Below are 11,992 nucleotides of genomic sequence, written 5' to 3'. Positions count from 1 at the left end.
GATGGAAAATTTTTCTGGGGGGGGGGGGCTTGAGAGCCCTTGGCAAATTTACTTCCGTCGCCGCCAGCAGATAACCAGAACAACGGCACCCAGCATCATGGCGTAGTAGCGGGGCTCGGGAATCGCAGATCCAAGCTCGTCGGATAAACCGGTGAACTTCATCGTCCGTACCTCAGGATATTGTGAGGGATCTGTGGCGGGGTTCTCCCGCATTGCCTGCTGAGTGGCGGTCGCTATGCCAAAGTGGTTTTCGGAACTTCCAATATTACCGGAATTTTTCCAAGGCTCGTCGAACATTTCAAAGAGGAAGTTCGTTAACCCCATCGCTGCCAACTGCTTGAGAGCGCCTTCGTAGGTTGAGCCGTCACCCAGGAAATATTCTTTTTCATTGGTTATATTGAAGCTATTGTCGCCATTATCGAGCGAGTCCGAAGGCCAACCGTGCTCGCCTAGAATTGCGGTTACGGTGGGGGCGTTGGTTGCGAGCCATGCCGCAAAGTCAGTTTGGGTCATGACTACGTTTTCAATGCCGTTTTCTGGGGTGACGCCTGGGCCGCTGGAGGCCTCGCCTCCACTAAAAGGAAAACCATAGGTATTGTAGAAAAGAACACCGTCTACGTAAGGGAGCACGTCGGTGGCCATGTCACCTTGCCAGTTGCCAGGGCTATTGGTGCTGGATGTGATGGGGAGGTCGGCCTCGGTCAGTCCATAGTCAGTTCGTCGAGCTTTGGCGAATGCCATGTATTGAGCGACTTCTGGGGCGGTCAATCCACCAGTGGAGAGTACTTCGTTGCCGATGATCAGGGCCTTTGCGTTGGCAGTGTTCAAGCCACCAAGTGGAGTGGCCGTGTAATTACCGCCTGAGCTTGCTGGCTGCTGGATCTGGATTTTGCCGTTGGCGATATTCATCAAAGCCAGCTCAATGTCCCAATGGGCCATTGTGTAGGTGACGTTCTTTGTGGCACCACTGAAATCCGTATAAGAGTAGCTATTTGGCGTGACATTGACGTTGCGGGTGGTCGTGCCATCACTGTTTAGCAAGGTGACAGTTTGATTGGTCTGTGTGCCAGTGGGCACTGAAAGCATGCCGCTGCTGACATTAGTGCCTTGATAGACGTCTAAACCGGCAACTGCTGCCTGGCTCATAATCCACTTGTTTCCAGTAATCGCGCCACCCCCGATTGCGAATGGGTCGTTCATCGTCTGAATGTTGCTACTCGCACCGGCTGGATTACTATTAATTGCGTTGAAATTGGTGATATAGGCCTGGATTTGAGAGAAAGGCTGCACTTGGGTCAGACCGGCATCGTAGGTCTTGATGCGGGTAATACCGTTGGTTTGCATAAACTGCAAATCGCCGGTTATGTCGCCGACGTTATAATCGCCGAAGCCCTTGATTTGTGAGTTGTCGGTATAGCGGATGGAATAAGGGCTGTAAGAAGCCCCTGAATAATCTGAAACAATTGCTGAATGAGCAGTCAGACCGAATATGAGTGAAAAAGTGGTGATGAGTAGTGCTTTCATGGCTAGGAGGGTAGGTCTATTCTTTGTATTTTTTAGCGATTTAGCAAGCTCAGTAATCTAATTTAGGGAGAAAATTTAGCAATGAGGGTATATGACAGTTTAACGATAACCCTTAGTTTGTTACAACCATGAAGAAAATGCTAATGCTGTTCGCCATGCTATGTGGCTGGACTATTTGCGGGCTGTCTCCTACGGCTTTGGCTGACGACGAAATCAACCCCAATACGGTCACTAACGAAAAACTGAGCCTCATTCGAATACCCGAAGTGAAGTTCAAGAATACACCTCTTTCCGAAGTTATTGCGTATCTTGAAAAAGAGTCCGTGGAGAACGATCCCGGCCCCGTGGTTACGGGTGTGCGGTTCATTTATATGTCGCCCAAGGATAAGAGCCAAGAGCCTGTGGTGAAGCTTTCTTTGCGCAATGTAAAGTTAGGCTCGGCCTTGGAAATTATTTGCCAGAAGACTGGTTATGAGTGGGATTTTCGCGATGGCATGGTCATCGTCAAACCCAACGACGACTCAGAAACACAATCGAGTAATATTCGGATGTAAACCAAGGCATTTGACACAGCAGGAGAGTGGCAAAGTTATCGGCAAGAATGCGCTGGATAGCCTTTGATGCCGTTCTCTACCAACTTTTGGTAATCCCACCGGGTTGAATTACTCGCGAGAGATTTTGCCAAAAACATCTGGGCTAAAGTAGCTTCCGCCTTTTATCAAGGCCCGGATGGCATTTTCTAATTCGCCTAATCCAGATGCTTTGCTAACAAAGCCATCTGCATGCCCATGATTAGCAATTCGTATAATTTCGGTATCTGTTTTGCCGGTGAAAATAACGATCTTTGTTTCAGGGATTTTCATTTTGAGCAGATGGAGAATTTCTAATCCATTCACCTCGGGGACCTCCACGTCTGCAATAACTAGATCGGGCTTTAGTTTAAGACATTTCTGCATGGCATCAGCACCATTGATGGAAAACCCTAATAGGGTCATGTCGCTGAATTCAGTCTCCAAGAAACTCTTTAAGAGATCCAATAATATTTCATTATCTTCGATTACATAGATGCTTTTCATGAGTAATTATCAATGAACATTACACTCTCAAAGGTCAGTATGTCGATGCCTCATTACAGTAAATCGATGGCAGTTGGTATTGATTGGATCGTCTTGCTTTAGATTGTTCAACTGTCACCCTGCTTCTCTGACACCAATGCGCCTGCTCCGACTTCACGCTGAAAATTTTCGTAACATCGCTCTCACAGCGGTGGATATATCCGCTGACAGTGTGTTCCTGCTCGGTGACAACGGACAGGGCAAAAGCAATTTGCTGGAGGCGGCGGGGTTGGTGACTGCCGTCCGCTCATTCCGCACGACTGAAACTCGGCCGTTGATTCGACAAGGTCAGGCGAAGGGGCGCGTTTTTTTTCGTTTGGAGCACGAGCGTCGCGGCGAAACTGAAATAACGCTGACTTTGGCTAGCGGTACCAAGCAGATTGAGGTGGACGGGGAGTCGGTTAGCCGTTTGGCAGATTTCATTGGCCAGTTCCCTTCGGTCGTATTTTCGGCGGAAGACATCCAGCTACTACGCGGCTCACCGGGCCTGCGCCGCCGAGCTTTGGACCTGACGTTGGCCGCGACCGACGCCGATTATTTTACAACGCTTTCACGCTACCACCGCGCACTTCGCGACCGAAATAAGCTGCTGAAAGACGGAGCGCCCACCGCGAATCGTCGCCCCTTTGAACGCCTTTTGGCGACTGAAGCAGTCAAATTGATCGCGGCGCGCAAGATTGGAGTGGGGCGAATTTCCGCATCCCTCATCGAATGCTATCAGCAACTGTGCGAAGTAAATGAAGCGCCAGAGTTACAGTACAAAGCAGATGCCACGGCGCTGGACGCGGATGCGTTCCTGAGCTTGCTGGAGCAGCAAACTCGGCGGGATGAAGCGCTTGGATCGACCCAACGTGGCCCTCATCGCGATGATTTAGCGTTTCGCCTTAAAGGTAAATCTGCGCGTGAATTCGCCTCGGATGGACAGCAGCGCGGGCTGGTGGTGGCGTTTCGTTTAGCTCAATTACGGTATTTCCAAGCGTGTAGCGGCATTGCGCCAGTTGTGCTGGCTGACGATGTCCTTGGAGAGCTTGATCCAAGCCGCCGTGCTGGCTTTTGGCGCGCAGTTGGCCCAGATTTGCAGGTTATCGCCACGGGCACTGAGCCGCCAATTGGCGATGCGCGAAGCTGGAAGGTGATTTACGTCAAAGACGGCATTTTCGAAGACGAAGCAGCAGCGGTACGGTAATGGAATTTCTGGGCATCAGCATGGGTGATTGGTTGTTTGCAGCTCTTGGGGCGGCGATGATTGGCTTGGCCAAAGGCGGGCTTCCAGGCGCAGGCAATGTCAGTATTTGGATATTTGCGGAAGTATTTGGTGCCAAGGAATCTGTGGGTTATCTCCTGCCGGTTTTGCTCTGCGGCGATACCGTCGCGATTATCATTTATCGGCGCAACGCTGACTGGGGGCATGTTTGGCGGCTTTTTCCACCGATGGCGGTTGGCGTATTGCTGGGTTGGCAGCTATTCCACATCATACCCGCAAACGAATTCCGAATCGTGATGGGCTTCCTGCTGCTGTTGATGACAGGGCTGCATTTTGGCCGTAAATGGATGATGCGAAACCACGAAGGGGAGGACTCAGTGCCGCACACCAAATGGTTTATCTGGACTACCGGAGTAGGGGGGGGGCTGGCGACGATGCTTGCTAATGCGGCTGGCCCGGTGGCGGCTTTTTATTTAATGGCTGTGCGCCTGCCCAAATTTGCCTTCATTGGGACTTCGGCGTGGTTGTTTTTCCTCATTAATTTCTTCAAAATTCCGCTTCAGGCGCAGTTGGGCAACGTGAACGTAACGTCGATCAGGGTCAGCCTGTTACTGGGGGCAGTGGCGGCAGTGGCCTGCTTGATCGCTCCGCGCATTGTCAAATACATCCCTCAAAGGCAGTTCGAGTGGCTGGTCTGGGCGGTTATTGTGTTTGCGGGCATTCGCCTGATTTTTTAAAAAATCCTCAGTTCGGAGCTTGACGAGAATAGGATCAGTTGTAACTTACACCGCTTACGTAGGCCCATGGTGTAATGGTAGCACAGAGGTTTTTGGTACCTTTAGTTGGGGTTCGAGTCCCTGTGGGCCTGCCATCAAGACAAAGTCTTGAAAAAGAGATGCAAATGCATCTCATGTTGAATTAGGCTATTTGCCAGCTAGCAGCGAGAGAATCGCTTTTTGCACATGAAGCCGGTTTTCAGCCTGATCAAAAACGATCGACTGCGCTCCTTCATATACGTCAGCAGAGACTTCTTCGCCCAAATGCGCGGGTAGACAGTGCATAAAGTGGGCATCCGGCTTAGCGTCCGCCATTACACTCGCATTGACTTGATAGGGTGCCAGTGACTGTAGGCGTGCTTCCTGTTCGGCTTCGGCACCCATGCTGACCCAGACATCGGTGTAAACGACATCTGCGTTCTGCGCAGCAATGTGTGGATCCGTAAAATAATGTCCGTCCACCGATTTGCCCATTGCGGCGAGCACGGAGCGGACTTCGGTGCCGGGAGCTAGGCTTTCAGGGCCACCTAGAGCGACGTTTACCCCAAGGTGTGCCCCTGCAAGTAGCCAGGAATTAGCCATGTTGCAATTGGTGTCGCCTAAGAATGCAACTTTGCGGCCTGCCAGCGCGGCGAGGAAATCGTCACCTTCTGTCCATTTTTCCGCCATGGAAAACAGATCCGCCAAAATTTGACAAGGATGAGTGAAATCGGAGAGGGCGTTGATGATCGGGATGTTCCCAGCTGACGCAAATTCTTCGAGAATCGAGTGGTCATAGCAGCGAATGACTAGACCGTGTACATAGCGTGAGAGCACTCGAGCGGTGTCGGCCACACTTTCTCCACGTGATAGCTGGGTATTGCTTGAGCTGAGCACCAGAGGGTGGGCACCGAGTTCGTGTAGGCCGACTTCAAATGAAACCCTTGTCCGCGTACTGTTCTTGTAGAAAATCATGCCCCAGCTCTGCCCCTCGAGTGTTTTGGGGGTGACGGCGCGATTACGTTTGTAGGCAGCAGCCAACCGGAACACTTCGCCGATTTCATCGATGGACAGGTCGGTAACTTTCAGCAGATGCTTCATGATTATATTCCGGACAGGACTTTGAAGAGAATATCGGTCGCGGTCTGTAGGTCTTCTTCAGTCGCGATGAGAGGCGGTAGCAAGCGGATGACATTGCCGCCAGCAGGAATGGTGACGAGCCCAGCGTCGCGCAGCAGCGTGACGATTGGCCGTGGATCGGTTTTCAGAACAAGACCAACCATATATCCGCGGCCCCGGACTTCATCCACGAGGTTGGGGTAGGAGCGGATCAAGGTTTGCAGGCGAGCAATCCAAGGAGCGGAGTTTTGCTGCACATTGCTCAGCAAGTCTTCGTGTTCGATGACATCCAGTGTCGCCAGAGCTGCCGTGCAGGCGAGTGGGCCACCGCCAAACGTAGTCCCGTGCGAGCCTGGTGTAAAGAGCCCCGCGTGCTCTTCGGCAATCCAAACCGCACCAATGGGGAATCCACCAGCGAGGCCTTTGGCCATGCCAATGGCGTCCGGCTTAATACCAGATTCTTCATAAGCAAAAAACTGGCCTGTCCGTCCGATGCCACATTGGACTTCGTCAATCAGCAGAAGCAAATTGTGCTCGTCACAGAGTTTACGCAGGCCTTGGAGGAACTCGCTGGTGCATGAGTTAATGCCTCCTTCGCCTTGAATCGTTTCGACCATGATAGCGGCGGTCTGTGCGTCTATCTTACTGGCAAAGCTGTTCAGATCGTTGAGCTTGCCGTGGGAGAAGCCCTCAAGCATCGGGCGGAATCCGCCTTGGATCTTCTCTTGAGGTGTGGCCGCCATGCCGCCGAATGTCCGCCCATGGAAGGCGTTCTCCGCAGTGATGACTTTATAGCGCACCCCTTCCTGACCGTCGGATAATTTCCGTCCGTGCAAGCGGGCAAGCTTTAGCAGTGCTTCGTTGGCTTCGGCACCGCTGTTGCAGAAAAATGCGCGGCCAGGCCCAGCTATTTTCACTAATTTCTCAGCGAGGCGGCCCTGGGACTCATGAGCGTAAAGGTTACTGATGTGGCCGAGTTGTGCGGTTTGCTTTTGCAGTGCATCCACCCAATGGGGATGGCAGTGCCCGATCGCAGTTACCGCAATGCCTGAACCGAAATCCAGAAGGCGGCGATTGGAATCATCATAGACATGCACACCCTCGCCCCGCACGAGAGTGCAACTGGGCGGGCCGTAGTTCCCTAAAACATATTGTTCGTAAAGTGAGGTGGTCGTAGCCATGACGAAGTGAAATTAGCGATTGACGATTTCCGTGCCAATGCCCCGGTCGGTGAAGATTTCTAGCAGGATGCTGTGTGGTTCGCGTCCATCGACAAAGTGGACGCGATGCACGCCGTTATTGAGGGCATGAACAGCGCTGTCTACCTTAGGAATCATGCCTTTTCCAATGACTCCATTGGCTTTCAACGGCGCAACTTCGTCGACGCGAAGGGTAGAAATGAGCGAGCTCGGATCGCTGGGGTTACTCAGCAGACCAGGCACGTCGGAGAGATAAACGAGTCTACGTGCGCGTAGAGCAGAGGCAACCGCTGCTGCTGCGATATCGGCATTGGTGTTGTGTGCTTGATCGTTGTCGTCGAGCGCGACGGGGGAGATGATGGGCGTATAACCATCAGTGAGCGCTTTCTTGATCAGCTTGGCCTTAACGAATTTAATAGAGCCGACAAAGCCTAGATCGAGTTCGTTGCCTTCGTTATCGTAAGAGCGCTGTTTTTCGCAGAGGAAAACATTATTGCCGGGAATGCCGAGCGGGCGACCGTGCTTTTGTTGAATGAGCTCGCAGATATCCAGATTAATCTGACCATTGAGCGTTTTTTCGACGATCTTGATCGCAGCTTCATCCGTTACCCGCAGGCCATTGGTGAAAACCGGTTTGAGGCCAGCTTCTTCCATTCCGCGTGAGATCGCTTTGCCGCCGCCATGCACGACCACAACTTTGATGCCGACTGAAGCGAGAAAAACAATGTCTGTCGCTACCCGAGTCCGCACTTCGGGATCGGGGTCGTCCATGAAACTACCACCATACTTCACCACAAAGATGGAGCCGCGGAAGCGCTGGATATAGGGCAGGGCTTCCAGCAGGACTTTTGCCTTGGTGGTGATGTCAATGCCGTCGAGAACGGCGGGGGAATTCGCAGTGTCAGCTGACATGGTGTGGTTTATTCTGATTTATTAAAGTCGACGTAACCGGTCGAAAGATCGGTTGCAAGCAGGTCGAAGCCAGCCTCGCCAAGGTTGAGATTGAGCGTGATGGAAAATTCTTTCTGTGTGACGATCGACTTCCACTGAGCAAGGTTGGCATCTTGCGGCATTCCTTGCAGCAGTGCTGGCACATCGTTGTAGAATAGATCGATTTTTTCTTCAATCAGACCGATTCGCGCATAGCCAGCTGCGTCCATTAGCCGGCCCCAATTGGGGTCACTGCCAAACCACGAGGTTTTAACAAGCAGGGAATTGCCGATTGCCCGGGCGACTTTTTCGGCAGCAGTCGGTGTTGGCGCTCCTTTGATGAAGAGCCGGACAAATTTGGTAACCCGCTCGCCGTCGCCGACAATTTTCTCTGCCAGCTTCCGGCACACGATGTCAACGGCTTCTTGGAAAAGTGAGAGAAGTTCGGCGTTTTCGCTGGCTACTTCGATGCCGCTCATGCCGTTGGCGAGGAGCAGAACAGTGTCGTTGGTGCTCATGTCGCCGTCCACCGTAATGCCGTTAAAGGAACGAGCATTTGCAGCGATAAGCACCTGCTGCAGCAGGGGCTGGGCCACGGATGCATTGGTCGCAATGAAGGCAAGCATGGTGGCCATGTTGGGCTCAATCATGCCTGCACCTTTGCCCATACCGGAAACTGTGATGGTCTTGCTTTGCCAAACAAAGCGTGTCGTAACAGTCTTGGGTTTCGTGTCGGAGGTGAGGATCGCGTTGGCCGCCTTGTCGCTTTGTGTGGTCGAGCTATCCAGCGCTGAACCCGCATTGGCAATACCCTTACGAAGGTTTGCCATGGGCATGACCCGGCCAATTCGGCCTGTTGAGCAAACGAAAAATGAGCCACTTGGGGCACCTGCCGCTTGCTCAGAAAGGGTGAGCATTTCCCGTGCATCAGCCATGCCCTGAGTGCCAGTGCAGGCGTTGGCGTTGCCGCTATTGACGACAAAACCATGGATGGGTTTCCCGCTTGCAAGGACCTCTTGGTCGACGAGTACCGGCGCGGCTTTAACGTCGTTGGTCGTAAAGACGCCCGCAGCGGTGCATGCGGTGGGCGAGTAAACGAGCGCGAGGTCGAGGCGCTCCTTGCCTGTGTTACGGACATCGCATGCGGTGCCCGCAGTAAGAAATCCCGGCACGTCGCCGAGACCGGGAGAAGGATCATTTACCTGGATAGCGTCGCTCATGGCTTGTTACAAGAGGCCGGTGGTTTCAGGGAAACCGAGCCAAAGATTCATGATTTGGACCGCTTGGCCACTGGCACCTTTGAGGAGATTGTCCTCGGCGCTGGTGATGATGACATTGCCAGTCCGTTGATCGTAGGCAGCGGAAAAATCGATCCGGTTGGTGCCAGTGACGTGTGCAGTGTCAGGCGTTTTACCACTGGGTAGTATCCCAACAAATGGCCGTTGCCCGTATGCGTCTTGCCATGCCGAGTAAATGGCATCGACTCCGGTTTGCTTGGCCTTGGCGACGATGGTCGTTGCGATACCCCGCTTCATTGGCACCAGGTGTGGAGTGAACTGGATAATTACCGGTTTGCTAGCAGCATTGCTGAGTTGCTCCTCGATCTCAGACAAATGCCGATGCTTTGGCACGCCATAAGCCTTCGCAGACTCATTGCGCTCACAGTAAAGATAGTCTTCAGCGAGTTTTTTGCCAGCGCCGCTGACACCGCTCATTGCATTGACTATGATGCCGTTGGAATCCACCAAACCGGCCTTGAGAAGGGGGGCGAGGGGGGTGATGACGCTGGTCGGGTAGCAACCTGGGCAGGCAATCATCTTCGCGTTCTGCCAATCAGCTGCTGTGATTTCGGGGATCACATAGGCGGCTTGACTCAAAAGATCGGGCGCAGGATGGGGCTGTCCGTAGTACTCCGAATAGGTTTCCGTAGAGCTAAGCCGGAAGTCTGCCGAGAGATCGAGGACCTTCTTACCCGCTGCGACAAGCGCCTCGGCGTATTCGGCGGCAACGCCATGGGGGAGGGCCAAGAAGAAAACATCGATATCACTCCGCTCCGCTAGGGCCTGTGAGTCAGATGTGGTAAAAGTGAAATCGGCTGGCAATAATCCCCGGAAACGAGGCATGACATCCACCACGGGCTGGCCCGCAAGCGACCGAGAGGTCACTGCAGTCAGGTTCGTATGTGGATGGCCGGCAATGAGCCGCACCAGTTCTTCGCCGGAGTATCCGGCGGCACCGACAATGCCTACATTGACTGGTTTCATGGCGGGAAAAGAAAAAATTTGCGTGACGTTAATAGTAAAAATGCAAAAACCCTCCTAGGCAACGGCCACAGAAGGGTTCGAAAAGTGAAGAACCTTCGCGTGTTGCTTAGCGCTTGGAGAACTGGAAACGCTTGCGTGCGCCGGGCTGACCAGACTTCTTACGTTCCTTCATGCGAGGATCACGTCGAATAAGGCCGGCTTTCTTGAGGACAGGACGCAGCTCCGGATTGAATTTCTGGAGAGCGCGGGCAATGCCGTGTGCCATAGCACCGGTCTGGCCGGTTGGGCCACCACCTTCGACGAGGATTACCACGTCGAAATCGGTCTTGCTCTCGGTAATATCGAGTGGGCGGGCAACGCCACGCTGCATCGATTCAGAGAAGCAATAGTCCTCAAAGGTGCGACCATTGATGGTGAACTTGCCGGTGCCACCTTGAATCAGGCGCACACGTGCAGAGGAGGTCTTGCGACGGCCAACAGCGGTAAAAACGGTTTGCGTTTCGGTCATGAGAGGTAACTAAATTATTTGCTGAGCGGTTGCGGGTTTTGTGCTTCGTGAGGATGCTCTGTGCCAGCGTAAACCTTTAGCTTGCTCATCATGTGGCGAGCGAGCTTGTTGCGTGGGAGCATACCCTTGACGGCGTTCTCGATCAAAAATGCAGGCTTCTTTTCACGGAAGTGTGCGACATTGCGGCGGTATTCATTACCGACCCAACCGGTGTGGAACATATATTGTTTGTCCTGTTCCTTCTTGCCAGTTACGACGACCTTTTCGGCGTTAATGACCACGACGTAGTCGCCCGTGTCCAGGTGCGGCGTGTAAAGTGGCTTGTGGCGACCGCGAATGATATTCGCAATTTCCACAGCGAGTCGGCCCAGGACTTTGCCCTCGGCGTCTACGAGCACCCACTTCTTGTCGGCGTCAATTTTTGCTAGAGTTGTCTTCATCGAAAATAGGGAAAAGCGGAGAAAGTAGGCTAACAGGCCCCTCTGTCAACCCCTTTTCCATCAGAATTATGAGTATTCTCTCACCGAAAGGCGGCAAGAGATTCCGCTGTCACAGCCATTGCGGATATTTGGCAGAGAATTCAAAAATTGTTGGGTCTCAAGGTTAGGCACCTTGCTGGCCTTGGCTGTTTTCCTGTGCGTAGCGGCCCACAGCTTTGTAAAGCTGGTCGAGGAACGAGCCTGCGGTCAGTAGCAAAAGCTGGAGTTCATGCTTGGTGAAGTAAACCTTGTCGCCTTCGCGGAGGACTTTGCGCTCGTCGACGAGGCGCCCTTGGGCTGGTTCGCCGGAGGCGGGCTCGTTGATGAGTTCCACACATTTGAGGTCGAAGGCGAGCTCGCCCTGGTCATCAAGATGGGCGGGCTGGACGAGGCCTTGGTGTTGCATCATTGCCTGGATTGCGAAACCGAGCGAGATGATGGTGTCTTCCAGCTCGCAGAGAATGCCGTAGTTTTCTTCGAGGGTATTAAACTTGGCGTCGATCTGGGCCTTGAGGAACTCTTGTTGTGTCTGGTTGACCTGTTGCTGGCCTTCAGCGCTTTGACCGTGTTCCTTCTGGGATTTAATGGCGGCTAGAAAAATATGGTAATTATTCAGACCGGCGACGCAGAGATTCAGCACATCGCCGATGGTGTTCCGCTGCATCAGGTCGAGTGCGTATGCCTGCATTTGCTCGAAATTCTGGTGAGCGGGGGGGGCAGGCATCATTTTGGTCGCGGTAACGCGGGACTGGTAGGCCTCTTCAGTCACGCAGTCTTGCGCGGCTAAATGAAACGCCAGCATATCAAAATGGCGCTGTAGGCCGCCCATTAATTGGGTGGCCAAGGTTTGCAAATTGAGTTGGCGGGGTTGACCGCCGGGTTGGTTTGGCTGCTC

Annotated in this window: 13 protein-coding genes and 1 tRNA gene; 4 read left to right on the top strand and 10 right to left on the bottom strand. The window is 53.1% G+C overall.

Annotation, left to right across the window (positions count from 1 at the left end; all coding sequences use genetic code 11):
• Positions 1–48: 48 nt before the first annotated feature.
• Positions 49–1,524, bottom strand: a complete 1,476-nt coding sequence (locus tag IE065_RS00485; protein ID WP_189510676.1) for a glycosyl hydrolase family 17 protein — start codon at positions 1,522–1,524, stop codon at positions 49–51.
• Positions 1,525–1,652: 128 nt separating this feature from the next.
• Between IE065_RS00485 and IE065_RS00480 the strand changes: the two genes are divergently transcribed.
• On the top strand, positions 1,653–2,078 hold the full coding sequence (locus IE065_RS00480; protein WP_189510673.1) for a hypothetical protein: 426 nt from the start codon (positions 1,653–1,655) through the stop codon (positions 2,076–2,078).
• Between the two features lie 108 nt (positions 2,079–2,186).
• On the opposite strand, the gene IE065_RS00475 is transcribed toward IE065_RS00480, so the two are convergent.
• Positions 2,187–2,600 (bottom strand): response regulator, encoded by a 414-nt coding sequence (locus IE065_RS00475; RefSeq protein ID WP_189510670.1) that lies wholly within the window; start codon positions 2,598–2,600, stop codon positions 2,187–2,189.
• 136 nt (positions 2,601–2,736) lie between these two features.
• Between IE065_RS00475 and recF the strand changes: the two genes are divergently transcribed.
• The 3 genes from recF (at position 2,737) to IE065_RS00460 (ending at position 4,714) form a co-directional block, all read left to right on the top strand.
• Entirely contained in the window at positions 2,737–3,825 is a 1,089-nt protein-coding gene (recF, locus tag IE065_RS00470; protein ID WP_189510668.1) for a DNA replication/repair protein RecF, read from the top strand.
• Positions 3,825–4,580, top strand: a complete 756-nt coding sequence (locus IE065_RS00465) for a sulfite exporter TauE/SafE family protein (RefSeq protein WP_189510665.1) — start codon at positions 3,825–3,827, stop codon at positions 4,578–4,580. The genes recF and IE065_RS00465 overlap by 1 nt, the downstream gene beginning before the upstream one ends.
• Positions 4,581–4,640: 60 nt before the next feature.
• A tRNA-Gln gene (locus IE065_RS00460) sits at positions 4,641–4,714 on the top strand.
• Between the two features lie 52 nt (positions 4,715–4,766).
• Here the strand turns inward: IE065_RS00460 and argF are convergent.
• The 8 genes from argF to IE065_RS00420 all read right to left on the bottom strand — a co-directional run.
• Positions 4,767–5,699, bottom strand: a complete 933-nt coding sequence (gene argF / locus IE065_RS00455; RefSeq protein WP_189510662.1) for an ornithine carbamoyltransferase — start codon at positions 5,697–5,699, stop codon at positions 4,767–4,769.
• Between the two features lie 2 nt (positions 5,700–5,701).
• Positions 5,702–6,898, bottom strand: a complete 1,197-nt coding sequence (locus tag IE065_RS00450; protein ID WP_189510659.1) for an aspartate aminotransferase family protein — start codon at positions 6,896–6,898, stop codon at positions 5,702–5,704.
• Between the two features lie 12 nt (positions 6,899–6,910).
• Entirely contained in the window at positions 6,911–7,828 is a 918-nt protein-coding gene (gene argB, locus IE065_RS00445) for an acetylglutamate kinase (RefSeq protein ID WP_189510656.1), read from the bottom strand.
• Positions 7,829–7,836: 8 nt separating this feature from the next.
• Entirely contained in the window at positions 7,837–9,066 is a 1,230-nt protein-coding gene (argJ, locus tag IE065_RS00440) for a bifunctional glutamate N-acetyltransferase/amino-acid acetyltransferase ArgJ (RefSeq protein ID WP_189510653.1), read from the bottom strand.
• Positions 9,067–9,072: 6 nt separating this feature from the next.
• A complete protein-coding gene (gene argC, locus IE065_RS00435; RefSeq protein ID WP_189510651.1) occupies positions 9,073–10,110 on the bottom strand; it encodes an N-acetyl-gamma-glutamyl-phosphate reductase in 1,038 nt (345 codons plus the stop codon).
• 106 nt (positions 10,111–10,216) lie between these two features.
• Positions 10,217–10,618 carry a 30S ribosomal protein S9 gene (gene rpsI, locus IE065_RS00430; RefSeq protein ID WP_189510647.1) on the bottom strand — a complete coding sequence of 134 codons (402 nt, stop codon included), beginning with the start codon at positions 10,616–10,618 and terminating at the stop codon, positions 10,217–10,219.
• Between the two features lie 14 nt (positions 10,619–10,632).
• Positions 10,633–11,058 (bottom strand): 50S ribosomal protein L13, encoded by a 426-nt coding sequence (gene rplM / locus IE065_RS00425; protein WP_189510644.1) that lies wholly within the window; start codon positions 11,056–11,058, stop codon positions 10,633–10,635.
• A gap of 163 nt (positions 11,059–11,221) precedes the next feature.
• Positions 11,222–11,992 (bottom strand): hypothetical protein (locus IE065_RS00420; protein WP_229792026.1); only part of this gene is annotated, 771 nt, incomplete at its 5' end.

The organism is Cerasicoccus arenae, from assembly GCF_014651635.1.
Taxonomy (GTDB): domain Bacteria; phylum Verrucomicrobiota; class Verrucomicrobiia; order Opitutales; family Cerasicoccaceae; genus Cerasicoccus; species Cerasicoccus arenae.
This window is presented reverse-complemented; position numbering and strand designations above follow the sequence as displayed.